The sequence below is a fragment of the Kitasatospora sp. LaBMicrA B282 genome (assembly GCF_050325825.1).
Lineage (GTDB): Bacteria > Actinomycetota > Actinomycetes > Streptomycetales > Streptomycetaceae > Kitasatospora.
Genome location: NZ_JBNQTI010000140.1, coordinates 1 through 25115 on the forward strand (window position 1 = coordinate 1; position 25115 = coordinate 25115).

Genomic DNA, 25115 nt, shown 5'->3' on the forward strand with positions numbered 1-25115 from the left:
GTCCGGTGCCGTCCGGGCGGGCGGCGGCCACCAGGCGCTCCAGGTCGAGCGGGCCGTCGGCGGGCGCCGAAGCGAGCAGCCCGGCCGCGCGGGCCTCGGCGAGCAGCGGCAGGTCGCCCGCGGCCGCGCTCAGGCAGCCGGTGCCGCAGCGCGGGCAGCGCACCTCGGGGTCGTCGGTGGCGAGCAGGTGCTCGATCCCGCCGGCGGCGGCGCCGGGACCGCGGTGCACCGTGCGGTCGACCACGATCGCCGCGCCCAGCACGCTGCCGATGTGGACCAGCAGGAAGTCGTCCACCTCCCGCCCGACGCCGAACCAGAGCTCGGCCCGGGCGATGGCCCGCACCGTCTGCTCCAGCAGCAGCGGGCCGGGCAGCCGGCCGGCCAGCGCCGCCCGCAGGTCCACCGCCCGCCAGCCGAGCGGCTCGTGCTCGACCAGCAGACCGCGCTCGCCGTCCACCCAGCCGTCGATGCCGACCCCGGTGCCGGCCAGCCGCCGCCCGGCCAGCTCCTCGTCCAGGAAGGCCTGCACGCCCGCCACCGCGCGGTCCAGCACCCGTCGCGGCGTCGGCGGACCGGCGGGGTGCGGCAGCTCGCGCTCCGCCAGCACCCGGCCGTCCAGGCCGACCAGGCCGAAGCCGGTGCGCAGCGGGCCGAGGTGGACGCCGAGCGCGACCGTCCGGTCCGGGTCGACCCGCAGCGGCACCCGGGGGCGGCCGAGGGTGGGTTCGAGCGGCGCCAGTTCGTCGAGCAGCCCGGCCTGGATCAGGGTGCCGGTGAGCTTGGTGACGCTGGGGGCGGAGAGCCCGGTGTGGCGGACGATCTCGGCCCGGGAGACCGGGCCGTAGGCGAGCACGGCGCGCAGCACCGCGGAGGCGTTGCCCTGGCGCAGGGACGCGGCGCGCCGGCCCGGGGTGATCAGGCCCTGCGCCTGCTCGCTGCGGATGGCCACCCGGCCCGCCTCCTTCACTCACTGCTCCGAGATTCGCTGCCTCGAGAACCGCTGCCTCGAGACTCGCTGCCTCGAGAGTTCACTGCTCCGAGTTTTTTTCCGGAATTTAGTGAGCCCCGGTACTACTGACAAGTACGCGTCCCCCGGACGAGCGATCTTCGGTGTGCTCGTACCAATGACACGAGCCGGTCAACTCGGCCATGATCGACTCAACTTCAGTCCAGGGAGCACCGCATGTCGCCGCAGATCGCCGTCGTCACCGGGGCCGGCACCGGCGTCGGCCGGGCCGTCGCACTCGAACTCGCCGCCGCCGGCTGGCAGCTCGCACTCGCCGGCCGCCGGGCCGAGCCGCTGCACGAGACCGCCGCACTGAGCGGCACCCCGGCCGCCGTCATCCCCACCGACGTCACCAGCCCCGCCGCCGTGGAAGCGCTCTTCGCCGAGGTGGCGGAGCGCTTCGGCCGGATCGACCTGCTCTTCAACAACGCCGGCACCTTCGGTGCGCCGGTCCCGCTGGAGGACCTCTCCTACCAGGACTGGCGCGCGGTGGTCGACCTCAACCTGACCGGTGCCTTCCTCTGCGCCCAGGCCGCCTTCCGCCAGATGAAGGGGCAGCAGCCGCAGGGCGGGCGGATCATCAACAACGGTTCGATCTCCGCGCACGTGCCGCGCCCGCAGAGCATCGCCTACACCGCGACCAAGCACGCGGTCACCGGCCTGACCAAGTCGCTCTCGCTGGACGGCCGGCCGTACCGGATCGCCTGCGGCCAGATCGACATCGGCAACGCGGCCACCGACATGACCGCCGCGATGAGCCTCGGGGTGCGCCAGGCGGACGGCCGGATCGCCCCGGAGCCGACCATGGACGCGGCTGACGTGGCCCGCACGGTCCGCCACATGGCCGAGCTCCCGCTGGAGGCGAACGTGCAGTTCGCCACCGTGCTGGCGACCACCATGCCGTACATCGGGCGCGGCTGAGGCCGGACCCGAAGAGCCCACCCGGCGAGGGGCGCGGCTTGCGGCGCTACACCGCGTCCGGGCCGCGCTCGCCGGTGCGGACCCGGACCAGGGTGTCCACCGGGACCACCCAGACCTTGCCGTCGCCGATCTTCCCGGTCCGGGCCGCCTGGAGCACCGCCTCGATCACCGCCTCGGCGTCGTCGTCGGCCACCACCACCTCCAGGCGCACCTTGGGCACCAGGTCGACCCGGTACTCGGCGCCGCGGTACACCTCGGTGTGGCCGTGCTGCCGACCGTAGCCGCTGACCTCGGTGACGGTCAGGCCGCGGACCCCCAGCTCGTGCAGCGCGCTCTTGACGTCGTCCAGCTTGTACGGCTTCAGGACGGCGGTGATCAGCTTCATACCGCGTGATGGTAGCGAGCGCGCCGCCGACGGCGCGTCAACCTGGCCTGGGGGCAACCGCTTCGGCCTCACGGCGCGGTTCTGGACATCTCGTCCAGAACGCCTCGCGCGACAGTGGGGCGATTCGGCCTTTTCGGCGCATCGCGACGCTCGCCGGACGCCCGCCGCCGGGCGCCGTCGCAGCGGGCGGTCGGCCGACTACGGCCGGTCTCCGACGGCTCCGACCGGCGCCCCGGAATGACTCGGTGTGACTGGTCGCCTACCGGACTCCGGTGGGTGACGCCGCCCTCACCGAGGGTCCCCCGACGGGCTGACCGCTCCGTTCGGATCCGCTCCACCGCCGCAGGTCGGCGCGGCCGGAGCGGGACGGGCGGCCGCGGTGGAGCGCTCCCCCGGCGACCGGCCCCGGCCGCACGGAGGAGGGTCCCGCCGGGCGCCCGGGGAGGCGCCGAGTTGACTCCCGGCGTCCACCGGTTTTGACAGCACCCTGTCATGACCGGCGCCGCGACCGGCCGGCCACCCCCGCCGCACCGGGGCCCGCAGGTGGGCCCGCCCCCTGCCCGGGACCCCGCCTCGCCCCCGCCCTTGCGAACGCGTAACAATGGAACGCATGTGTGTCCCTCCGACGCGCGGCGCCCGTGCGTACCGTGCCGCCTCCCCCACCCCGGTCGGGGGTCGCCGCATCGCACTGTGGGAGGACAGCCGGTGAAGAATCCACGACCAGAGGATGATCGGACGGCCACGGATCGTCTGGCAGACTTCTCGTCCATGGGGGAACCGACCGACATCCAGACGCAGGACGGCGAAGAGGCCGTCCGGCTCCGCACCGGTGGTTCCGTCCAGCGCCTCGGCCGTTCGGCCGAACAGGTGACGGACGGGGCCGGTGGCAGCACGGCGGTACGCGCGGCCCACTCCCTGCGGCGGCGCATCGTCGCCCAGCGAACCCGTCCGGTCCGCCCGCGCCTCTGGTTCGAACTCGCGCTGATCGGCGTCAGCTACTGGCTCTACTCGCTGGTGCGCAACGCCGTCCCGGAACAGGCCGAGGTCGCCCAGCACCACGCCATGTGGATCTGGCACCTCGAGCAGTTCTTCGGGATCAACGTCGAGCGCTCGATCAACCACGCCGTGAACTCGGTCACCTGGGTGATCGTCGGCATGAACTACTACTACGCCACGCTGCACTTCGTGATCACGATCGGCGTGCTGGTCTGGCTGTACCGCTGTCATCCGGGCCGCTACGCGGCCGGCCGGATGGTGCTCTTCGTGACCACCGGGATCGCCCTGCTCGGGTTCTACCTCTTCCCGCTGGCCCCGCCGCGGCTGGCCGGGCTGGGCTTCGTGGACACCGTGGTGGTGCACCACACCTGGGGCTCGCTGGCCTCGGGGGCGGCGGCCAGCACCACCAACCAGTTCGCCGCGATGCCCTCGATGCACATCGGCTGGTCGACCTGGTGCGGGCTGACGATCTTCTTCCTGGCCGAGCGCCGGTGGATCCGGGCGCTGGGCCTGGTCTACCCGCTGTTCACCCTGTCGGTGATCATCTCCACCGCCAACCACTACTGGATGGACGCGGTCGGCGGCCTGCTCTGCCTGGGCGTCGGCTTCGCGATCACCCGGCTGATCTACCACCGCTGGGCGTACCAGTTCCCGAAGATCCCGGCCGCCTGGCAGGACCAGGCCCGGGTGCCGGAGCAGCGGCCCACCCCGGTCGGCGCCGGGTCCTGAGGTCCTGCCGAACGCGCACGAACGAGCCGGGCCGCCCCATCGCGGGGCGGCCCGGCTCATTCGTCGGCGGGCGCGGCCAGCCGTCGGGGCCGCCCCGCCGTCAGCCGTAGAAGAGCCGCTCCACCGCCGCCCGGGCCCGCCGGGTGGTGCGCCGGTAGTCGTCCACCAGCTCGCCGCTGTGCCCCGACCCGTAGCCGAGGTAGCGGGCCACCTGGGCGAGCTCCCGCGGCTCGTTCGGGAAGCTGTCCCCCGGACGGCCGCGCACCAGCATCACCGCGGCCCGGACCCGCGAGGCGAGCACCCAGGCGGCGTCCAGCACCGCCGCGTCCTCGCCCGGCAGCAGCCCGGCCTGGGCGGCGGCCAGCAGCGCCTGCCGGGTGCGGGTGGTGCGCAGCCCGGGCTGCTCGTGCCCGTGCTGGAGCTGCAGCAGCTGGACCGTCCACTCCACGTCGGCCAGCCCACCCCTCCCGATCTTGGTGTGCGTGGTGGGGTCGGCGCCGCGCGGCAGCCGTTCGCTCTCCACCCGCGCCTTGATCCGCCGGATCTCCAGCAGGTCCCGCTCGGGCACCCCCTCGACGGGGTAGCGCAGCGGGTCGATCAGCTCCCGGAACCGCTCCCCCAGCTCGGCGTCGCCCGCCACCGGTTCGGCGCGCAGCAGCGCCTGGCTCTCCCAGGCGTGCGACCAGCGCGCGTAGTAGGCCGCGTAGGAGCCCAGGGTGCGCACCAGCGGGCCCTGCCGGCCCTCGGGCCGCAGGTCGGCGTCGACCAGCAGGGCCGGCTCGGTGGAGGGGGCCGCCAGCAGGGTGCGCAGCTCGTTGCAGACGGCCCGGGCCGCGGCGGCGGTGTCGCGCTCGGTGCCCGGCAGCGGCTCGTGCACGAAGAGCACGTCGGCGTCCGAGCCGTAGCCGAGCTCGTGGCCGCCGAACCGGCCCATCGCGATCACCGCCAGCTTGGCCGGGAAGGGCTCGCCGTGGGCCTGCTCCCAGCCGGCCGTGCAGGCGGCCAGCGCCCCGGCCAGGGTGGCCGCGTTCAGGTCGGTGAGCGCGTTCCCGGTGGCCTCCAGCGCCTCGCCGGGGAACTCCCCGTAGCGGCCGAGCAGATCGCCGGCGGCGGTGCGGAACAGCTCGCGCCGGCGCACCGCGCGGGCTGCCGCGACCCCCGCGGCGGTGGTCGGCGCCCGGCCCACCGCGGAGCGGATCTCCTGCTCCAGGGCGGCCCGGCCGCGCGGCACCAGCCCCTGGGCGTCGCCCAGCATGGCCACCGCCTCCGGGGCCCGCAGCAGCAGGTCAGGGACCAGCCGGCCGGCCGACAGGATCCGGGCCAGGCCCTCGGCGGCCGCGCTCTCGTCGCGCAGCAGCCGCAGGTACCAGGGGGTGCGGCCGAGCGCGTCGGAGACCTGGCGGAAGCCGAGCAGCCCGGAGTCCGGGTCGGCGGAGTCGGCGAACCGGGCCAGCAGCACCGGCAGCAGGGTGCGCTGGATGGCCGCCTTCCGGCTCACCCCGGTGGCCAGCGCCACCAGGTGGCGCAGCGCGGCCGGCGGGTCGGCGAAGCCCAGCGCCTTGAGCCGCGCCTCGGCCGCCTCCGGGCTCATCGCGGGGGTGCCCGGGGTGAGCGCCTCGCCAGCGGACAGCTCGGCCACCGCGGCCAGCAGTGGGCGGTAGAAGAGCTTCTCGTGCAGCCGGCGCACCTCCAGCGCGTGCCGCTTCCACTCCCGCTGCAGGGCGGCCACCGGGTCGAGCCGGGTGTCCCCGTTGATCATCCAGGCCAGCGAGCGGGCGAGCCTGCGCAGGTCGACCGGGTCCGTGGGCATCAGGTGGGTGCGGCGCAGCCGGTGCAGCTGGATCCGGTGCTCCAGGGCGCGCAGGAAGCGGTAGGCGGCGTCCAGCGCGGCGGCGTCGGCCCGGCCGACGTAGCCGCCGGCCGAGAGCGCGGCCAGCGCCTCCAGGGTGTTGCCGCTGCGCAGCCCCGGGTCGGTGCGGCCGTGCACCAGTTGGAGCAGCTGGACCGAGAACTCCACGTCCCGCAGACCGCCCGGCCCGAGCTTGAGCTGGCGGTCCAGCTCGGTGGCGGGGATCGACTCGACCACCCGGCGGCGCATCTGCTGCACGTCGGCGACGAAGTTCTCCCGCTCGGCCGCCTGCCAGACCAGCGGGGCCAGCGCGGCCAGGTAGGCCTCGCCGAGCTCGGCGTCCCCGGCCACCGGACGGGCCTTGAGCAGCGCCTGGAACTCCCAGGTCTTGGCCCAGCGCTGGTAGTAGGCGAGGTGGCTGGCCAGGGTGCGGACCAGCGGACCGTTGCGGCCCTCCGGGCGCAGGTTGGCGTCCACCGGCCAGATGGTGCCCTCCCGGGTGGTGTCGGAGCAGAGCCGGATCATCGCGGCCGCCAGCCGCGTCGCGGCCTGCATCGCCCGGTGCTCCTCGACGCCCTCCCGGGGCTCGGCCACGAAGATCACGTCCACGTCGGAGACGTAGTTGAGCTCCCGGCCGCCGCACTTGCCCATCCCGATCACCGCGAGCCGGCAGGCGTCGGCCGCCTCCGGCTGCTCCTCGGCGGCGATCGTCAGGGCGCAGCGCAGCGTGGCGGCGGCCAGGTCGGCCAGCTCGGCGGCGGTCTGCACCAGGTCGATGGTGGCGCTCAGGTCACGGGCGGCGATGGTGAGCAGGCAGCGGCGGTAGGCGGCGCGCAGCGCGTCGGCCGGGTCGCTCTCGGACTCCCGGACCCGGTGCTCCAGCTCGCGGCGGAACTCGTCGATGCCCGGGTGCATGTCGCGCTGCTCGAAGGTGACCAGGGCGTGCCAGTCCTGCGGGTGGGCGGCCAGGTGGTCGCCGAGCGCGGCCGAGGCGCCGAGCACCCCGAGCAGCCGGTCGCGCAGCGGCTTGGAGGTGGTCAGGGTGTCGCGCAGGGTGTGCCGCTCGGGTTCGCCCAGCGCCTCCAGCAACCGGGCCAGGCCGAGCAGCGCCAGGTCGGGGTCGGCGGTGGCGCCGAGCGCGTCGAGCAGGATCGGGTCGTCGGCCAGCCCGTGCAGGGCGGGGGCGGCCAACCGGGCGACGGCCGCCTCGGGGTCGCTGAAGCCCCGGCGGACCAGCCGGTTCTCGGGCCTGCTGAGGCGGCTGCCGCCGGAGGTCATACGCGCTCCTCGGTGCTGCTGGGGTGCTGCTGGCTGCTGATGATCAGTTGATAGCCAAGGTACTCACTACCCCGCTGCGGGCCCGCCGCACACGGCCGCGGGGCCCGACCTCGGTGGTCGGGCCCCGCGGACGGAGGCAGGGCGCGGAGCAGGGGGCTCAGTGCCGGCGCGAACGACGGGAGAGCACGAGGAGCCCGCCACCGCCGGCCAGCAGGAGCACCACGGCCACGACCATCGCCGGGGTCAGGCCGGCACCGGTGTTCGGGAGCACCCCGCCACCGGGAGGCGTGGAGGCACCGCTGCTCGGGGACGTCGACGGGATGGGCGAGGACGAGGGGCTGGGCGAGGACGAGGGACTGGGAGACGGGGACGGGCTCGTGGACGGCGACGAGCTCGGCGAGGGCGACGGGCTCGGCGAGGGCGACGGGCTCGGGGACGGACTCGGGCTCGGGCTTTGACTCGGGCTCGGCGACGGGCTCGGGCTCGGGCTCGGCGAGGGACTCGGCGACGGCGACGGGCTCGGACTCGGCGAGCTGCACGGCTGCGCCGGAACCTGCACCGTGCACCCCGCCTCGGTGCCGGTCGGGCAGTTGCTGAACTGCGGCCCGGTGACCGCGTCGCTCAGCACCTGCGAACCGTTGTCCGGGATGTCCGCGGTGAGCGTGTAGACGATCTGCGTGCTGTCGCCCGGGTTCAGGCTGCCGACCCAGGTGAGGACCGGCTGCTGGTAGCTCACGGTGCCGATGCCGACGGTGGCGTCGTTGTCGTACACCGCGTCGGACAGGTCGCCGCCGAGGTCGTCGGTGACCACCGCGCCGGTGATCGGCTCGGTGCCGTCGTTGGTGAGCGTGATCGTGTACCTGACCTGCTGGCCGGGCTGGTAGGCCTGCCGGTCGGCGACCTTGAGGATCTTCAGGTGGCAGATGTCGTCATCCGCCTTGGCCCCCCGCGCCGGCGAGGCCCCACCCGACGCGACCGCCACGCCGGACGGGCTCGCAACCGCCGCCGGGGAGCCGGCCGCAGCCGCGGACGCCGGAGACGACGGAGCCACCGGAGACGCCGGCGCAACGGAACTCGACCCCGAGGCCGCCGCGGAGGCCGTCGGCGAGTCCGCGGTGGCCGGCGAGTCGGGCGCCGACGGCACGGCGGACGCGGACGCACCGGGCGACCCCGAGTCCCGCACGGCGGCCGGCCGCACCTGCGAGACCACCTTGGCGGGCGGATCCACCTGCGCGTTCACCGGCAGGGCAGCGTTCAGCAGACCGGCACACGTCGCCGACAGCGCGGCGAGCGGCACGATCCAGCGGCGGATACCTCTCATCGGCCCACCTCGCGGCGGTCGTCCGGAACTCTCCAGGTGCGACTCACAGCTACTCCTTCACAACGCCGAGTCACCATCGACTCAGATCATTGGAGTAGCCGTCGGATAAGTACGATCAACCCGCCGAATGCTCCGTCAGGAGGCCCCGAAATTCACCCGTCCCGCCCAATCACCCCCGCCGAACGGGCCCACCCTCCCCCAACACGCAGCCCCGAACAGGCGACACCCGATCAGCCCCCGGATGACCCCGTCAGGGTCGGGCGGTCCCGGTTCGCGTCACACCGCCCACGGACGGCCCCGCACCGCGCTTGCGCCGGTACCTGCGGACCTCCACCCGGACGAGCCAGGCGATCAGGAGAACCCCGGGGAGCACACCCCACTTGAAGAGGCGTATTGCTCCTTCCTGGTCGTCCGCCTGGCCGGTGTACATGACGTCCGAACCATGGCTGAAGGCGTACGTCAGCGCATCGAGCCCCGTCAACAGCAGCACGACCGCCCCGAGGACCACCTCGCCGACCACCGCCAACACCCGGCCGATCCGCCTCATCTTCCCGCCCCTCATCGTCACCCCAGACCAGACCGAACCAGGCCGGACCCTACCGCGGCCAGCAGGAGGGCCCCGAACCGACGACGACCATCCGCCGCGGCTCGGGGCCCTCCGCCGACCAGTCCCCTACAGCACCTGCAGGTTCTTCCGCAGCTCGAACGGCGTGACCTCGCTGCGGTACTCCTCCCACTCCTGGCGCTTGTTGCGCAGGAACTGACGAGCGGTCGAGAGTACCTGCGCCGCCACGTCGCCGCCCAGGTGGGAGCGGCTGGGTGGCCATCGCCTGCGGCCGTCACCGGTCAGCCCTGGCCACCCCGGGACGGCCCCGGGACGGCCCCGCCGGACTCCCTTGCCGCAACTCGGCGGGCGAACTCCTCCGCGGTCTCGCGCCCGCTCGCCGCCGCTTCGAGCAGAGACCTGGCCACCCGCTCCGCGTCGTCGGGGGTCAGGTAGATCTCGTGCGTCCAGAGGATCGACAGGCGAACCGTCCCGTCGATGAGGTTCAGCGCCACGTCCACCTCTCGTTCCTCGTCGGCAACGTCGAAGACGGACAGGTCCAGGTCACTGCGATACACGCTCATGCCGGAATTGTGCCCGGCAGGCGCCCATGCGACGAGCGGGGCCCGGTCTCAGCCCCGAAGTCACGTTCCGACTAGCCAAGGGAAAATAAGCACAAGTTGGCACGTCCTGCCCCACACTAGGCTAACGGACGACCTCCTATGCGAGAGGTGACCAGTACCCATGGCGAAGCTTGACACCATTGTCAACATGCACACTCCCGAGCCGTCGGTCTACCTGGACCACTGGGTATGGATTCGGATGGCCAGAGCGGCTTCCGGAAATCCTCGCGAGGACAACGATGCCGCCATTCTTCAGGCCATCAGAAAAGCTGCTTCACAAGGAGTCATATTTCCCCTATCGGCAACCCACTACATGGAAACGGCGAACATTAAGGACCCGCGCCAGCGCAATGATATCGCTCGGACCATGGCATCTATTTCACACTGCCGAACCATTCGATCCCAACAGGTACTCTTTCGCCACCAATTCCTGAACGCGATGCACCAGAGCTTCAATAGGCCAACCTTTCGCCCCAGCCCACCCGATACTCTCGGCTTCGGAGCCTGGTGGGCTTTCTCGGGAGCCGAAAATCTCATTAAAATCAGAGCCGATGACGGCCGCGAAATTACTGATCGAGAGATCCTGGCCTGGGAACAAAAGATCCAACAGTTGACCGAATTTAAGATACTTGCCGGCCCCGGGGACGAAGAGGTTGAGGACCTGCGCCGCAGGTACAACTATCGACCGGAGCAGGCGACAGAGATTACTTCCCAGCGCCTGGACTGGGAATCTACATACATCGGCCTGCTTTCAGATGACCCAGTGACCCGCTCGGAGCTCCGAGTACGCGTACAAGCCAGAGAGATAATGCATGAGCATCTTCGCCTATTCGGCGAACTCTTGCAGGAGTACCGACTCAATCTAAACCTGTCTCTTCCGCCCAATTCGCGGGCCAAGATGGTCGAATTTGCAGATCGAATCCCATCGGTTCGAATAGCTGTCGACCTCAAAACTGAGCTATTTCGAAACCTGTCGACCAGCTGGAAAGCTGAACCACCTTCACGACATCGACGCAATGAGCATCGCAGTTCCCTATTGCCATGCGGTTGTGCCGGATTCCGAAATTGCCGACTTTCTGATGCGTGCCAAGTCTGGCGAGCGCCACGAAACAAAGATCGTCAGGAAATTGCGAGACCTGCCTGCAGCTCTGGATGAGCTGGTCGAGTCAAATTCTGAGACTCTCTGCAATAGCTCGAAGGGTGGCAAATCGAAGCCCTTCTGCATGAGTCTGGAGGATATAAAGAATTCGGCTCCCAGTGAGGAGGCGTGGCAGCGCCTAAATCTCAAGTAGCCGCGATCTGGCGACATGGAGTTCCGCTCCCCGCGGCACCGCCGGGCGCCCGCCGGGCGGAGACAGGAGCGACAGCGGGCCTCCGGGCGAGTGCAGGGGCTGGCTGCACGTGGGCTACCAGGTGGAGAACATCGGCGGCCACCTGGTCCTCGCCCCGCCGAAGGGCGGCAAGGTCCGGGACGTCCCGCTCCCGGGGCATGTCGCCCGCGCCTTCAAGGTGCACTCGGAGGAGTTCCCTCCCGCAGATATCACACTCCCCTGGCTCGCCCCGGACGGCCCGCCGGTGACGAAGAAGCTCCTGTTCTCCGCTGCCGAAGGTGCGGCCATTCGGCGGAGCGACTTCAACACGTACGCGTGGAAGCCCGCCCTGGTGGCCGCCGGGATCCTCCCGCCACCCGAACGGGGTAAGCGGCACCAGGCCTCCCGCGAGGACGGCATGCACGCCCTGCGGCACTTCTACGCCTCGGTCCTGCTGGACGCCGGCGAGAGCATCAAGGCGCTGAGCCAGTACCTCGGGCACAGTGACCCCGGGTTCACCCTCCGGGTCTACACGCACCTCATGCCGAGCAGCGAGGGCCGGACCCGGCGGGCCGTCGACAAGTTCTACGAAGCGGTCGGCTGGGCCGCCGTTTCCGACTCTCACGGCCCACAGACGGCCCAGGGCGAGTAAACCGCTCCCCGGGCCGGCGGATACCCTCCGCCGGCCCGGGGCGGTCACTCGCCCCTTCGCATGCCCTGACCAGCCCCTACAGCACCTGCAGGTTCTTCCGCAGCTCGAACGGCGTGACCTCGCTGCGGTACTCCTCCCACTCCTGGCGCTTGTTGCGCAGGAAGAAGTCGAACACGTGCTCGCCCAGGGTCTCGGCGACCAGTTCGCTGCGCTGCATCAGGTCGATCGCCTCGCCGAGGTTCTGCGGCATCGGCTGGATGCCCATGGCGCGGCGTTCGGCGTCGGAGAGGGCCCAGACGTCGTCGTCGGCGCCGGGGGGGAGCTCGTAGCCCTCCTCGATGCCCTTCAGGCCGGCGGCGAGGGTGACGGCGTAGGCCAGGTAGGGGTTGCAGCCGGTGTCGAGGGAGCGGACCTCGATCCGGGTGGAGCCCTGCTTGCCCGGCTTGTACATCGGGACCCGGATCAGCGCCGAGCGGTTGTTGTGGCCCCAGCAGATGTAGGACGGGGCCTCGCCGCCGGCGCCCGCGGTGCGCTGCGAGCCGCCCCAGATCCGCTTGTAGGAGTTGACCCACTGGTTGGTGACGGCCGCGATCTCGGCGGCGTGCCGCAGCAGGCCGGCGATGAAGGAGCGGCCGACCTTGGAGAGCTGGTACTCGGCGCCGGACTCGTGGAAGGCGTTGCGGTCTCCCTCGAAGAGCGAGACGTGGGTGTGCATGCCGGAGCCCGGGTGCTCGGAGAACGGCTTGGGCATGAAGCTGGCGTGCACCCCCTGCTCCAGCGCGACCTCCTTCATGACCAGGCGGAAGGTCATGATGTTGTCCGCGGTGGACAGGGCGTCGGCGTAGCGCAGGTCGATCTCCTGCTGGCCGGGGGCGCCCTCGTGGTGCGAGAACTCGACCGAGATGCCCATCGACTCCAGCATGGTGATCGCCTGGCGGCGGAAGTCGTGGCCCACCCCGCGCGGGGTGTGGTCGAAGTAGCCGGACTGGTCGGCGGGCTGGGGCGCGGTGCCGTCCCCGGGGAGGTTCTTCAGCAGGAAGAACTCGATCTCGGGGTGGGTGTAGAAGGTGAAGCCCTGCGCCGAGGCCTTCTCCAGGGTGCGCTTCAGCACGAACCGCGGGTCGGCGAAGGACGGCGAGCCGTCCGGCATCAGGATGTCGCAGAACATCCGTGCGGTGCCCGGGGTCTCCGAGCGCCAGGGCAGTATCTGGAAGGTGGTCGGGTCCGGCTTGGCGATCATGTCCGACTCGTAGACCCGGGCGAAGCCCTCGATCGCCGACCCGTCGAAGCCGATCCCCTCCTCGAAGGCCTGCTCCAGCTCCGCCGGGGCCACCGCCACCGACTTCAGAAACCCGAGCACATCGGTGAACCACAGCCGGACGAACCGGATGTCACGCTCTTCGAGCGTACGAAGCACGAACTCCTGCTGCTTGCCCATGGGGACAGTCTCACCTCTGCTCTTTACGTTCGTGTTACGCACCGCGGCCGCCTCGTTCCCCGGTCGGGGGGCGGTCGTCCGGGGGTTCGGGGGCCGCCGGGTGTCCGAGCGGGCCCGGGGTCCCACCATCAGGTCCCATCATTCCGGATGACCCGATCCTCCGGGCACCCAGGGCGCTCGGAATCCGGGCTCACCACCCCCCATAGCGTCAGAACGACGATTAGACTGACGGCATGCCGAACCTTCGCCTGGCCCTGGCCCAGGTCGACCCCCACGTGGGCGACATCGCGCGCAACAGCGAGGAGGTGGTGCGCTGGTCGGCGCGGGCCGCCGAGCAGGGGGCGCAGCTGGTCGCCTTCCCGGAGATGGTGCTGACCGGGTACCCGGTGGAGGACCTGGCGCTGCGCACCTCGTTCGTGGAGGCCTCCCGGGCGGCGCTGGTGGAGCTGGCCGGGCGGCTGGCCGCCGAGGGGCTGGGCGGACTGCCGGTGGTGATCGGCTACCTCGGGCGCTCGCCGCGCACCGGGCGCCCGCAGAACTGTGCGGCGGTGCTGCACGGCGGCCAGGTGGTGACCAGGTTCGCCAAGCACTTCCTGCCCAACTACGGAGTCTTCGACGAGTTCCGCTGGTTCGAACCGGGCGACCAACTGTCGGTGCTGCGGGTGGCCGGGGTGGACGTGGCGCTGGCGATCTGCGAGGACATCTGGCAGGAGGGCGGCCGGGTCACCGCCGCCGGCCAGGCCCGGGCGGGGCTGCTGCTGGTGCTCAACGGCTCGCCGTACGAGCGGAACAAGGACGACCAGCGGCTGGACCTGGTGCAGCGCCGGGCCGCCGAGGCCGGCTGCCCGCTGGCCTACGTGAACCTGGTGGGCGGGCAGGACGAGCTGGTCTTCGACGGCGACTCGCTGGTGGTGGACGCGGCCGGGCGGGTGCTGGCGCGCGGCCCGCAGTTCGAGGAGGACCTGCTGGTGGTGGACCTGGACCTGCCCGCCGCGAGCGCCGACCACCCGGACGGCGAGCCGTTCGCGGACGGGCTGCGCCTGGTGCGCACCGAGCTGCCGGGCGGGCCGGGCAGTGCCGGGCTGCCGGCGGGTTCCGCGCCGTCGGTCGGCCGCGAGCCGGGACGCGAGCCAGGCCGCGAGCCGGGCCCCGCACCGATCGCCCCGCGGCTGACCGACGAGGCGGAGATCTACGCGGCGCTGGTCACCGGCACCCGGGCCTACGTCCGCAAGAACGGCTTCGAGTCGGTGCTGATCGGCCTGTCCGGCGGCATCGACTCGGCCCTGGTGGCCGCCATCGCGGTGGACGCGCTCGGCGCCGAACGGGTGCACTGCGTCTCGATGCCCAGCCGCTACTCCTCGCAGCACTCCAGGGACGACGCCGCCGAACTGGCCCGCCGCACCGGGCTGAACTTCCGCACCGTGTCGATCGCCCCGATGTTCGACGCCTACCTGGCCTCGGTCGAACTGACCGGGCTGGCCGAGGAGAACCTGCAGTCGCGGCTGCGCGGCACGCTGCTGATGGCGATCTCCAACCAGGAGGGCCACCTGGTGCTGGCCCCGGGCAACAAGAGCGAGCTGGCGGTCGGCTACTCCACGCTGTACGGCGACTCGGTGGGCGCCTTCGGGCCCATCAAGGACGTCTACAAGACGCTGATCTTCCAGCTCGCCAGGTGGCGCAACGCACTCGCCGCCGAGCGCGGCGAGGTGCCGCCGATCCCGGAGCACACCATCGACAAGCCGCCGAGCGCCGAGCTGCGCCCGGACCAGGTGGACACCGACTCGCTGCCCGACTACGACCTGCTCGACTCCATCCTGGACGCCTACGTCGAGGGCGACCAGGGTCGGGACGCGATCGTCGCCGGCGGCTTCGAGGCGGCCGTGGTGGACCGGGTGGTGCGGCTGGTGGACACCGCCGAGTACAAGCGGCGCCAGTACCCGCCGGGCCCGAAGATCTCGCCCAAGGGCTTCGGCCGGGACCGCCGACTGCCGATCACCAACGGCTGGCGCCGGGGGTAGTGACGGCGGACCGGGAAGCCGGGCGGACCGGCGGCCGACCGCCCGGGCGGCCCGCCGTCGATGGCCCGGACGGCCCGGCGGCCGCCGGCGGGTCAGCGGTGGTAGCGGTACTGCGCCGCGATCGCCCGGTGGTCGCTGCCGTCGGCGGGCAGCACCCAGGAGTCGGTGGGCTGCATGCCGCGGCTCATGATCTGGTCGATCCGCGCCATCGGGAACTGGGACGGCCAGCTGAACCCGAACCCGGAGCCGGCGGTGCCCTGCGCCGAGCGCAGCTGCGAGGTGATCGGGGCCAGGCTGCGGTCGTTCATGGTGCCGTTCATGTCGCCGAGCAGCAGCACGTGCCCGAGCGACTCGTCCTGGATCGCGTCGCCCAGCGCCTGGGCGCTGTGGTCGCGCTGGTCGGCGGTGAAGCCGCCGTCGAACTTCACCCGGACCGAGGGCATGTGCGCCACGTAGACCGCGAGCGGGCCCTGCGGGGTGTCGACCTGGCTGCGGAAGGCCCGGGTCCAGCCGATCTTGATGTCCACCACCCGGGTGCCGCTGATCGGGTACTTGGACCAGAGCCCGACCGTGCCCTCCACCACGTGGTACGGGTAGCTCGCGGCCAGGCCGTTGGTGTAGGTCGGCAGCGCGGCACTGGTCAGCTCCTCCAGCGCGACGATCTGCGCGCCGGAGCCGTTCACCAGGCGGACCGTGCCGGCGGGGTCGGGGTTGTCGGCCTCGACGTTGTGGGTGAGCACCGTGAAGTCGCCCTTGCCGGTGCTCTTGTCGCCGAGCAGCCCGCCGAAGAGCGCGAACCAGAGCACGGCCGGCAGCAGCACCGCGACCAGCGCGGTGACCGAACGGCGCAGCAGCGCGGCCACCAGCAGCACCGGGACGAACAGGCCGAGCCAGGGCAGAAAGGTCTCCAGCAGGCTGCCGAAGTTGCCGAACGAGTTGGGCACCTGGCGGTGCAGCCCGAGCAGCAGGGCCAGCAGGCCGGCGAGCACCGCCAGCGCCCAGCCGCGCCGCCAGGTGGAGCTGCCGCGGCGGTCCCGGCCCCAGTCGAACAGCCAGTGCCGCCCGCGGCCCGACCCGGCGAGCGCCGTGGCCCCGGCGGCCGGGGCATCGGCGTGCGGGGCATCGGCGGGCGGAACCGGGGCATCGGCGGCGGGGGCCACGGCGGGCGGAGCCGTTGCATCGCCGGCCGGGACGGTGGCGCCGGCGGCCGGAGCCGGGTCGGCGTCACCGGCCGTCGCCGGCAGGTCCTGCTCGGCCTGCGTCATGTGCTGTTCCCTCGCCTCGGCGGTGCTGTCTCCCGGCCGTGCCGAACGTATCCCGATTGACCAGATATATCCCGAATTAGTGGGATGTTCGGCTCAGCCTATGCCGAGACAGACGCCAGGAGCGGGGGCCGGGGTTCCACCGGCGGGCCGGTCAGCGGCTGCCGACCTGCAGCGCCGGGCCGCGCAGCCCCTCCAGCAGCGAGTCCACGATGGTGGCGGGCAGCTCCGGATCGTCCAGCGGAGTGTCCTCCCAGAGCACCGAGCGCAGCAGCATCGGGCCGGTCAGCATCTCCGCGAGCAGGTCGATGTCCAGGTCGTCGCGGAGCTCGCCGGCGGCCACCCCGCGGGCCACCACCTCCCGGATGACCCGGCGGCGGCGCATCACCACGGTGTCGTAGTAGGCCTCCTTGAGCGCCGGCATCGAGCCCATCTGGTCCAGCACCACCCGCAGCACCCAGCGCGAGCGCTTGGCCAGGCCGCGCCGGCGCATGTAGTCCAGGATCACCACCAGGTCGTCCCGGACGCCGGTGCCGGGCAGCGGCTGCTCCGGCTCCTCCATCCGCACCAGGACGTCGACCAGCAGCGCCTCCTTGTTGGGCCAGCGCCGGTAGATGGTGGCCTTGCCGACCCCGGCCGCCTGGGCGATGCCCTCGATGGTCAGCTCGGCCAGCGTGCCGCCCTCGGTCATCAGCCGCTCCACCGCGGCGCAGATCGCCTGCTCGGCGGCCTCGGAACGCGGCCGCCCCCGCCGCGGCGACCCGCAGAGCGGGGGCGCGGCAGGGGCGGTGAGAGTGGCCTGACGATCCGTGTCCATGGCCTCATTCTCCATCGTGCGTATCAAGCCTCGATAGAGTGCACGGCCGGCGCCGCGTCCGCCTCGGCGGCCTGGCCGCGGCCCTGACCGGCAGCGGGGCCGCCGACCCTGGCGGGCAGGAAGAACCAGGCCAGCAGGGCCCCGACCGCGGTGATGCCGGCCGAGAAGCTCGCCACCACGTGCATCGCGTGGACGAAGGAGTCGAAGGCCGGGTTGATCAGGTCGGTGCCCTTGGGACCCAGGCCCTGGGCGATGCCGACGGTGGCCTCCACCGACTCGCCGGCCTTGTCCCGCAGCGGCTGCGGCAGCAGGCTCAGCTTGTCGGAGATGCCGTTGCGGTAGCTGGTGGCGAGCACCGCGCCGAGCACCGCGACGCCCAGCGAGCCGCCGACCTGGCGGAAGGTGTTGTTGATCGCCGAGCCGGCACCGGCCTTCTCCCGGGGCAGCGAGCCCATGATGGACACGGTCACCGGCGGCATCACGTGGGCCATGCCGGTGCCCATGACGAAGCCGATCACCTCCAGTACCCAGATCGGGGTGGTGCGGCCGAGCAGCAGGTAGCCCAGGAAGGCGACGGCGATCAGCGCCATGCCGCCGGCGCAGGTGGCCCGCACGCCGATCCTGTCGACCACCACCCGGGCCCGCGGCGCGAACAGCATCTGGGCGCAGGCCAGCGGCAGCATCAGCGCACCGGCGGCCAGCGCGCTGTAGCCGCGCACGCTCTGGGTGTAGAAGACGCCGAAGAAGGAGACGCCCATCAGCGCGAAGAAGACCAGGCCGATCACCGTCACCGAGGTGGCGAAGACCTTGTTGCGGAACCAGCCGACGTTCAGCGCCGGGTGGGCGATCCGCCGCTCGTAGAGCACGAAGACGGTCAGTGCGAGCGCGCCGATCAGGATCGGCACCCAGGCCGCGGCGGCGGTGAAGTCGGCCAGGTCGCCGCCCTTGATGATGCCGTAGATCAGCGCGACCAGGCCGATCACCGAGAGCACCACGCCGACCGGGTCCAGCTTGCCGGGGTTGGGGTCGCGGGAGTCCGGGACCAGCAGGAACATCGCCACCAGCGCGACCGCCACGATCGGCACGTTGACCAGGAAGACCGAGCCCCACCAGAAGTTCTCGATCAGCAGACCGCCGGTGATCGGGCCGATCGCGATCGCCAGGCCGACGGCGCCGGCCCAGATGCCGATCGCCTTGGGCTGCTCGTGCCGCTCGAAGACGTTCATGATGATCGCCAGGGTGGCCGGCATCACGAAGGCGCCGCCCAGGCCCATCACCGCGCGGAAGGCGATCAGCTGGCCGGGGCTGTCGGCCAGCGCGGAGAGCAGCGAGCCGACGCCGAAGATCAGCATGCCGCTGAGCAGCGCCTTCTTGCGCCCGAACCGGTCGCCGAGCAGCCCGGAGGTGAAGAGCAGGCCGGCGAAGACCAGGGTGTAGGCGTTGATCGCCCACTCCAGGTCGCTCTGGCTGGCCCCCAGGCCCACCGGGGCCGCGGTCGCGATGGTCTTCATCGCGACGTTGAGGATCGAGTTGTCGAGGACGACCACCAGCAACGCCAGGATCAGCGTGCCGAGGATCGCCCACCGCCGACGGTGGATGGCTTCCGGCACGCGTGGTGCGGCGCCGGTGACTGCGGTGGTCATACGTCTGTCCCGTTCGGTGCGAGGGCGTGCGGCGGACCTGCTTGGGACGGAACGAGACGCTGGCGTCTCGTATATCCCCCAGGATGACTGTACCCCTTTTTCCGATACGAGACGGGTCCGTTTCGTTAAAGCCTGGGCAAACCGAGCGCGACTCCCGGCTCGCTCGAACCGGAACCCCGGCTCTTTGCGGCGCGGGCGGGCCGTGCAAGCATGGAGGGGATCCGGGGACGCCACACGGCGCCACGAGACGACAACCCATCAGGAGCCTGTTCGATGAACGCTTCTCAGCTTTCGCCTGCCCAGACGCCGGCCGACGGCACGCCGGCCGCGGGCGGGCCCGGCACGCCGGCCACCGGCGGGCACACCCTCTACGGCGGGGTCACCAACCGCCGGGTCACCGTCCGCGACCTGGCCGCCGCCAAGCGGCGCGGGGAGCGGTGGGCGATGCTCACCGCCTACGACGCGCTGACGGCCGGGGTCTTCGACGAGGCCGGGATCCCGGTGCTGCTGGTCGGCGACTCGGCCGGCAACTGCCACCTCGGCTACCAGACCACGGTGCCGGTCACCATGGACGAGATGGTGATGCTCTCGGCCGCCGTGGTGCGCGGCACCGAGCGCGCGCTGATCGTCGGCGACATGCCGTTCGGCTCCTACCAGGAGTCCCCCGCCCAGGCGCTGCGCAACGCCGCCCGCCTGATGAAGGAGGCCGGGGTGGGCGCGATCAAGCTGGAGGGCGGCGAGCGCAGCGCCCGCACCATCGAGCTGCTGGTCGAGTCCGGGGTGCCGGTGATGGCGCACGTCGGCCTGACCCCGCAGTCGGTGCACGCGCTCGGCGGCTACCCGGTGCAGGGCCGCGGCGACGAGGCCGCGCACAAGCTGCAGCGGGACGCCAAGGCCGTGCAGGAGGCCGGGGCCTTCTCGGTCGTGCTGGAGGCGGTGCCGGCCGAGCTGGCCGCGCACGTCACCGAGTCGCTCTCGGTGCCGACCATCGGCATCGGGGCCGGGGCCGGCTGCGACGCCCAGGTGCTGGTCTGGACCGACATGGCCGGCATGACCGCGGGCAAGGTGCCGTCCTTCGTCAAGAAGTTCGCCGACGTGCGCAGCGTGCTGAGCGCGGCGGCCCGGGAGTACGCGGACGAGGTGCGCGGCGGCACCTTCCCCGCGGCGGAGCACAGCTTCAGGTAGGCGGCGCCCGGGGCGGGCCGCACCTCGACCGGGGCCCCGCTCGACCCGTCGGCCCGCTGCCGGTCACCCGGCAGCGGGCCGACGGCCGTGACAGCGCTCTGACAGCCGCCTGTCAGCGCGGGCGGTGAGGCTGGCCGCATGACAACGACGACCGCCACCGCCCCGCCCGAGCCGGGGACCACCGCCGCTCCCGCCGACCCGAGCGGCACCGCGTACGCCGTCGAGGCGCGCGGCATCGTCAAGAACTTCGGCGAGACCCGGGCGCTGCGCGGCGTCGACCTGACGGTCCGCCAGGGCACCGTGCACGGGATCCTCGGCCCCAACGGCTCCGGCAAGACCACGCTGATCCGGGTGCTCTCCACGCTGCTGCAGCCGGACGCCGGCACCGCCCGGGTCGGCGGCTACGACGTGCTGCGCCAGCCCAAGCAGCTGCGCCGCACCATCGGCCTGACCGGGCAGTACGCCTCGGTGGACGAGCTGCTCTCCGGCAGCGAGAACCTCTACCTGATCGGCCGGCTGCTCGACCTCCCGCGCAAGGAGGCCAAGGCCCGCGCCGCCGAGCTGCTGGAGCGCTTCTCGCTCACCGAGGCCGCCGGCCGCCCCGCCAAGACCTACTCCGGCGGGATGCGCCGCCGGCTCGACCTGGCCGCCAGCATGATCGGCCGCCCCCGGGTGCTCTACCTGGACGAGCCCACCACCGGTCTGGACCCGCGCACCCGCAACGAGGTCTGGGACGAGGTCCGCCGGATGGTCGGCGAGGGCACCACGGTGCTGCTCACCACCCAGTACATGGAGGAGGCCGAGCAGTTGGCCGGCGACCTCACCGTGATCGAGCGCGGCCGGGTGATCGCCGAGGGCACGGTGGCCGGCCTCAAGGAGCAGGTCGGCGGCCGGACCCTGCGGGTGCGCCCGACCCGGCCGGCCGAGCTGACCGAGATGGTGCGCTGCCTGGCCGAGGCCGGGATCACCGCCGCCTGCTCGCCGGCCGAGCAGCTGCTCAGCGTGCCGATCGCCGACGACGGTCAACTGACCGGAGTGATCGGGGTGCTCGGCACCCGCGGCTTCGGCATCGCCGGCATCGACACCGAGGTGCCCAGCCTGGACGAGGTCTTCCTCTCCCTCACCGGCACGCCGTCCACCAACCCCACCGAGCAGCCCCAGCGCGCCGAGGAGACCCCGCGATGAGCACCGCCACCCTGACCCGCCCGGCCGCCTACCCCGACGCCGACGGCCGCACCCGGCTGACCGACCACCTGCGCCACATCGGCGCGCTGACCCGCCGCAACGTGATGCGGATCAAGGCCGACCCGGAGTCGATGTTCGACGCGGTCGCGATGCCGATCATCTTCACCCTGCTCTTCGTCTACGTCTTCGGCGGCGCGGTCTCCGGCAACCCGCAGGCCTACAAGCAGTACCTGATCCCGGGTCTGCTCGGCGGCACCGGGATCAACCTGGCGATGGCGGTCGGCACCGGCCTCAACTCCGACCTGCAGACCGGGGTGATGGACCGGTTCCGCAGCCTGCCGATCGGGCGGGCCTCGGTGCTGATCGGCAAGATGCTGGCCGAGGCCGGCCGCGGGCTGGTCTCCTTCACCATCCTGATCCTCTTCTCGCTGCTGCTGGGCATGCACTTCCCCACCGGGCTGCCCGGGGTGCTCGGGGCGGTCGGGCTGTCGCTGCTCTTCGGGATGTCCCTGGTCTGGGTCTCGATGCTGCTCGGGCTGGTGCTGAAGAGCGCCCAGTCGGTGCAGGGCGTCGGGATGCTGGTGCTGATGCCGCTGCAGTTCGGCAGCTCGATCTTCGCGCCGACCAGCACCATGCCCGCCTGGCTGCGCGCGTTCACCGAGTACAACCCGCTCTCCAACCTGGCCGACGCCTGCCGCAGCCTGATCAACGGCGGCCCGCTGACCCACTCGGTCGGCATGGTGCTGGGCTGGTCGGTGCTGATCACCGCGATCAGCGCCCCGCTGGCGGTGGCCCGCTTCCGCAAGCGGGTCTGAGCCGGTCCGGGCCCGGTCGGCGCCGGGCCTGGTCGGCGCCGGGCCTGGTCGGCGCCGGCCTGGTCGGCGCCGGCCTGGTCGGCGCCGGGCCGGTGGCGGTGGCGGTGGCGGTGGCGGTGGCGGTGGCGGTGGCGGTGGCGGTCAGAGCGTTGCCACGAGCGTGTCGAGCAAGGCCGCGAGCTCCTCCCACCCGAGCTCGCGGCCCTGCTCGCACACGTCCCGGTAGAGCGGCTCGCCCAGCACCGACCGCAGCTCGGTCTCCCGCCACTCACGCTGGGTCCGCTCCAGGAAGGAATGCTGGACGCCGAGCTGACCCAGGTGCGCACCGTGCAGCAGGCCGGCCTGCCGAGCGAGCGTCCGGTCATCGTCCCGGGCGGCCCGCAGCACCACGGTGGCGGAGATCGCGGGGAGCATCAGCATGGTCACGTGCTGGGCGAAGACGTGCGCCATGGCCGGCACCGTGCGCAGTTCGCGCAGCCCCTCGCGCAGCTGCGCGGTCCCCGCGTCGACCGCGCCGGACCGGGCCAGCACCACGGCCTCGGCGCAGCAGAGCATGCCGTTGGTGATCCCGGGCAGGCCGGGTCCGAAGCCCGCCTGGGCCTCGCGCAGCACCCGCACCTCGGTCAGCGCGGCGGTGAAGTCGCCGCGCTGCGAGTACAGGGCGGCGAGCACCGTGTGACCGTAGATCAGCGCGCCGTCGGCCCGGCTGCCGCCGGCGGCCCGGGCCAGGCCCGCCCGGATCTGCTGCTCGCCCACCTGCTGGTCGAGGTCCAGCAGCGCCTCGCCGAGCCGGACCTGCAGCAGCGGCACCTCCTGCGGCGCGCCCAGCTCCTCGGCCAGCTCGATCGCCCGCCGGTAGGCGGCGACCGCGGCGTCGGCGTCGCCCTCGTAGCCGGCCGTCTCCGCCTGGGCGGCGAGCGTCTCCGCCATCCCCCAGGTGTCGCCGAGCCGGGAGTAGATCGCCATCGCCTCCTCGCCGTCCCGGCGGGCCCGGGCCAGGCCGCCGACCCGGTCGTTGAGCATCTTGGCGCGCAGCTGCAGCGTCCAGGCCAGCTCGCTCTGCCGGCCGTGACGGCGGCAGCCGTCGACCGCCTGGTCGATCATCGTCATCATCTGCTCGGCCTCGCCGGCCAGGAAGCAGCCGAAGATCCGCAGCACCGGCGGGTAGGTGTAGGACTGCGGCAGCTCGGGGCCGTAGGCGCGCAGGATCCGCGGGGCGCGCTCGGCCATCCCCTGGTCGCCGATCACGTCCAGGTCGCCCTCGAACCGGGAGACCAGCTGGTAGATCCAGGCGTGCCGGCGGGCCTCGGCCAGCATCGCCGGCGGCCAGGGCAGCGGGTGCTGCAGCGGCCCCAGCTCCAGCGGCTCGGGCGCGGGGGCGCCCTCGGCGAACGGGTCGGTGCTGAGCGCGCAGACCTGGTCGAGCCAGCTGCGGGCCTCGCTGCGGTAGTCGCGCAGCACCCAGAACCACATCATGCCGAGCAGCAGCACCAGCGCGTCCGGCTCGGCGGCGCTGTCGAGCGCCTGGCGCAGCGCGGCCCGGATGTTGTCCTGCTCGCGCTCCAGCACGCCGAGCCACTGCACCTGGCGGTGACCGTGCAGGTGGCCGTCGGCCTCGCGGACCAGCTCGCGGAAGAGCGCCAGGTGCCGGTCGGCCGCCGAGCGCCGCTCGCCGGCGGCGGCCAGCTTCTCGGTCGCGTACTCGTGGATGGTCTCCAGCATCCGGTAGCGCGGCGGGCCGGCCGGGTCCAGGCCGGCCACCAGGAGCGACTTGTCGACAAGGGACAGCAGCAGCTCGGCCACCTCGCCGGCGAGCACCTCCGTCCCGTCGGCGCAGACCGCCTCGGCGTCCTCCAGGGTGGCCCCGCCGGCGAACACCGCCAGCCGGCGCAGCACCGCGCGCTCCCGCAGGTCCAGCAGCTCCCAGCTCCAGTCGACCACCGCGCGCAGCGTCTGCTGCCGCGGCAGCAGCACCCGGCTGCCCCCGGTGAGCAGCGCGAACCGGCTGTCCAGCCGGTCGGCCAGTTGACGGGTGGTCAGGCCGCGCAGCCGGGCGGCGGCCAGCTCGATGGCCAGCGGCAGGCCGTCGAGGCGGTGGCAGACCTCGGCGGCGGCCGCCGGGTCGTCGGCGACCGCGAAGCCGGGCCGGGCAGCGGCACCGCGCTCGGCGAGCAGCCGCAGGGCTATCGGGTCCGGCAGCGGCTCGACCGGCAGCACCGCCTCGCCCGGCACCCCGAGCGGCTCCCGGCTGGTGGCCAGCACGGTCAGCTGCGGGCACTCGGCGAGCAACCGGTCGACCAGCTCGGCGGCGGCCTGGATCACGTGCTCGCAGTTGTCGAGCAGCAGCAGCATCCGGGACCGGCCGCAGTGCTCGACGATCCGGCGCACCGGGTCCTCCGGGCGGCCGTCGCCCACCGTCTGGTGCAGCACGGTGCTGCGCAGGCCGAGCGCGGAGAGCACCGCGTCGGGCACCGCGGCCGGGCTCTCCAGCGGCGCCAGCTCGGCCTGCCAGACGCCGTCCGGCCAGCGCCCGCCGGCCTGGGCGGCGCGCCCCGCCTCGACGGAGAGCCGGGTCTTGCCCGAGCCGCCGGGGCCGGTCAGGGTGACCAGCCGGGCCGTGCCGATCTGGGCGGCGAGGGCGGCCAGGTCCTGCTCGCGGCCGACGAAGCTGGTCAGCGGGGCGCGCAGGTTGCCGGCCGAGGGGGCGGGGGCTTCCGGCGCGGGTACCTGCGGGGCGGGCGGTTCGGCGGCGGGGGCCTGCCGGGCGGGGGTGTCCGGGGCGGCGGGCGTCTGCGGGGCGAGCGCCGCGGGCGCGGGCGGGCACGGGTGCGGGTCGGCGAGCAGCTCCTGGTGCAGCGCGCGCAGCTCGGCCCCCGGGTCCGCGCCCAGCTGCTCGGCCAGCGCCCGGCGCAGCCCCTCGTAGCGTTCCAGTGCCTCGGCGGTGCGCCCCGAGCGGTGCAGCGCGCGGATCCACAGCACGTGCAGCGGCTCGTCCAACGGGTGGTCGGCGCAGAGTCCGGCCAACTCGGCGGCCACCTCGGCGGCCCGGCCCAGCGCCAGCTCGGCGGCCAGCCGGCCGTGGCGCGCCTCGGCCCGCTGCGCCTCCAGCCGGACCGCCCGGCCCGCGCGGTCCGGCAG

19 protein-coding genes and 1 pseudogene are annotated in these 25115 nt (G+C 72.8%); 8 read left to right on the forward strand and 12 right to left on the reverse strand.

Features of this window, described 5'->3' with window-relative positions; translation table 11 throughout:
* On the reverse strand, window positions 1-949 hold a 949-nt coding region (locus ACQRUO_RS29590), incomplete at its 3' end, for an ROK family transcriptional regulator (RefSeq protein WP_428319168.1).
* Between the two features lie 234 nt (window positions 950-1183).
* On the opposite strand from ACQRUO_RS29590, the gene ACQRUO_RS29595 reads away from it, so the two are divergent.
* Window positions 1184-1927, forward strand: coding sequence for an SDR family oxidoreductase (locus ACQRUO_RS29595; protein WP_428319169.1), 744 nt, complete (start codon window positions 1184-1186; stop codon window positions 1925-1927).
* 46 nt (window positions 1928-1973) lie between these two features.
* Here the strand turns inward: ACQRUO_RS29595 and ACQRUO_RS29600 are convergent, their stop codons facing one another.
* Window positions 1974-2312, reverse strand: coding sequence for a P-II family nitrogen regulator (locus ACQRUO_RS29600; RefSeq protein ID WP_428319170.1), 339 nt, complete (start codon window positions 2310-2312; stop codon window positions 1974-1976).
* A 768-nt stretch (window positions 2313-3080) separates the two neighbouring features.
* On the opposite strand from ACQRUO_RS29600, the gene ACQRUO_RS29605 reads away from it, so the two are divergent.
* Window positions 3081-4037 carry a phosphatase PAP2 family protein gene (locus tag ACQRUO_RS29605; RefSeq protein ID WP_428319171.1) on the forward strand — a complete coding sequence of 319 codons (957 nt, stop codon included), beginning with the start codon at window positions 3081-3083 and terminating at the stop codon, window positions 4035-4037.
* A 100-nt stretch (window positions 4038-4137) separates the two neighbouring features.
* Here ACQRUO_RS29605 and ACQRUO_RS29610 read toward each other — a convergent pair whose 3' ends face one another.
* The 5 genes and pseudogenes from ACQRUO_RS29610 to ACQRUO_RS29630 all read right to left on the reverse strand — a co-directional run bounded on the left by ACQRUO_RS29610 (window position 4138) and on the right by ACQRUO_RS29630 (window position 9613).
* Window positions 4138-7164 carry a bifunctional [glutamine synthetase] adenylyltransferase/[glutamine synthetase]-adenylyl-L-tyrosine phosphorylase gene (locus ACQRUO_RS29610; RefSeq protein ID WP_428319172.1) on the reverse strand — a complete coding sequence of 1009 codons (3027 nt, stop codon included), beginning with the start codon at window positions 7162-7164 and terminating at the stop codon, window positions 4138-4140.
* A gap of 157 nt (window positions 7165-7321) precedes the next feature.
* On the reverse strand, window positions 7322-8485 hold the full coding sequence (locus ACQRUO_RS29615) for an LPXTG cell wall anchor domain-containing protein (RefSeq protein ID WP_428319173.1): 1164 nt from the start codon (window positions 8483-8485) through the stop codon (window positions 7322-7324).
* A 250-nt stretch (window positions 8486-8735) separates the two neighbouring features.
* Window positions 8736-9032: a hypothetical protein gene (locus tag ACQRUO_RS29620; protein WP_428319174.1), complete on the reverse strand. Its 297-nt coding sequence runs from the start codon at window positions 9030-9032 to the stop codon at window positions 8736-8738.
* 126 nt (window positions 9033-9158) lie between these two features.
* Window positions 9159-9248: pseudogene (locus ACQRUO_RS29625) on the reverse strand (glutamine synthetase); the annotation flags it as partial.
* An 83-nt stretch (window positions 9249-9331) separates the two neighbouring features.
* Window positions 9332-9613 (reverse strand): hypothetical protein, encoded by a 282-nt coding sequence (locus ACQRUO_RS29630; protein ID WP_428319175.1) that lies wholly within the window; start codon window positions 9611-9613, stop codon window positions 9332-9334.
* Between the two features lie 160 nt (window positions 9614-9773).
* On the opposite strand from ACQRUO_RS29630, the gene ACQRUO_RS29635 reads away from it, so the two are divergent.
* Entirely contained in the window at window positions 9774-10808 is a 1035-nt protein-coding gene (locus ACQRUO_RS29635) for a hypothetical protein (protein WP_428319176.1), read from the forward strand.
* 245 nt (window positions 10809-11053) lie between these two features.
* Window positions 11054-11614, forward strand: a complete 561-nt coding sequence (locus ACQRUO_RS29640) for a tyrosine-type recombinase/integrase (protein ID WP_428319177.1) — start codon at window positions 11054-11056, stop codon at window positions 11612-11614.
* A gap of 76 nt (window positions 11615-11690) precedes the next feature.
* Here the strand turns inward: ACQRUO_RS29640 and glnA are convergent, their stop codons facing one another.
* Entirely contained in the window at window positions 11691-13052 is a 1362-nt protein-coding gene (gene glnA / locus ACQRUO_RS29645) for a type I glutamate--ammonia ligase (RefSeq protein WP_428319178.1), read from the reverse strand.
* A gap of 233 nt (window positions 13053-13285) precedes the next feature.
* Between glnA and ACQRUO_RS29650 the strand changes: the two genes are divergently transcribed.
* On the forward strand, window positions 13286-15070 hold the full coding sequence (locus ACQRUO_RS29650; protein ID WP_428319179.1) for an NAD+ synthase: 1785 nt from the start codon (window positions 13286-13288) through the stop codon (window positions 15068-15070).
* A 92-nt stretch (window positions 15071-15162) separates the two neighbouring features.
* Here ACQRUO_RS29650 and ACQRUO_RS29655 read toward each other — a convergent pair whose 3' ends face one another.
* The 3 genes from ACQRUO_RS29655 to ACQRUO_RS29665 form a co-directional block, all read right to left on the reverse strand.
* Window positions 15163-16335 carry an endonuclease/exonuclease/phosphatase family protein gene (locus ACQRUO_RS29655; RefSeq protein ID WP_428319180.1) on the reverse strand — a complete coding sequence of 391 codons (1173 nt, stop codon included), beginning with the start codon at window positions 16333-16335 and terminating at the stop codon, window positions 15163-15165.
* Window positions 16336-16486: 151 nt separating this feature from the next.
* Window positions 16487-17149 carry a TetR/AcrR family transcriptional regulator gene (locus tag ACQRUO_RS29660; RefSeq protein WP_428319181.1) on the reverse strand — a complete coding sequence of 221 codons (663 nt, stop codon included), beginning with the start codon at window positions 17147-17149 and terminating at the stop codon, window positions 16487-16489.
* Window positions 17150-17172: 23 nt separating this feature from the next.
* Window positions 17173-18792, reverse strand: a complete 1620-nt coding sequence (locus ACQRUO_RS29665) for a DHA2 family efflux MFS transporter permease subunit (protein WP_428319182.1) — start codon at window positions 18790-18792, stop codon at window positions 17173-17175.
* A 273-nt stretch (window positions 18793-19065) separates the two neighbouring features.
* Here ACQRUO_RS29665 and panB point away from each other — a divergent pair, with 273 nt between their 5' ends.
* The 3 genes from panB to ACQRUO_RS29680 all read left to right on the forward strand — a co-directional run bounded on the left by panB (window position 19066) and on the right by ACQRUO_RS29680 (window position 21977).
* Entirely contained in the window at window positions 19066-19977 is a 912-nt protein-coding gene (panB, locus tag ACQRUO_RS29670; protein WP_428319183.1) for a 3-methyl-2-oxobutanoate hydroxymethyltransferase, read from the forward strand.
* 138 nt (window positions 19978-20115) lie between these two features.
* The gene (locus ACQRUO_RS29675) at window positions 20116-21162 is read left to right on the forward strand and encodes an ATP-binding cassette domain-containing protein (protein ID WP_428319184.1); all 1047 of its coding nucleotides are present in this window, start codon (window positions 20116-20118) and stop codon (window positions 21160-21162) included.
* A complete protein-coding gene (locus ACQRUO_RS29680) occupies window positions 21159-21977 on the forward strand; it encodes an ABC transporter permease (protein ID WP_428319185.1) in 819 nt (272 codons plus the stop codon). The genes ACQRUO_RS29675 and ACQRUO_RS29680 overlap by 4 nt, the downstream gene beginning before the upstream one ends.
* A gap of 141 nt (window positions 21978-22118) precedes the next feature.
* Here the strand turns inward: ACQRUO_RS29680 and ACQRUO_RS29685 are convergent.
* Window positions 22119-25115, reverse strand: a 2997-nt coding sequence (locus ACQRUO_RS29685) for an ATP-binding protein (protein WP_428319186.1), incomplete at its 5' end; no start/stop codon positions are given.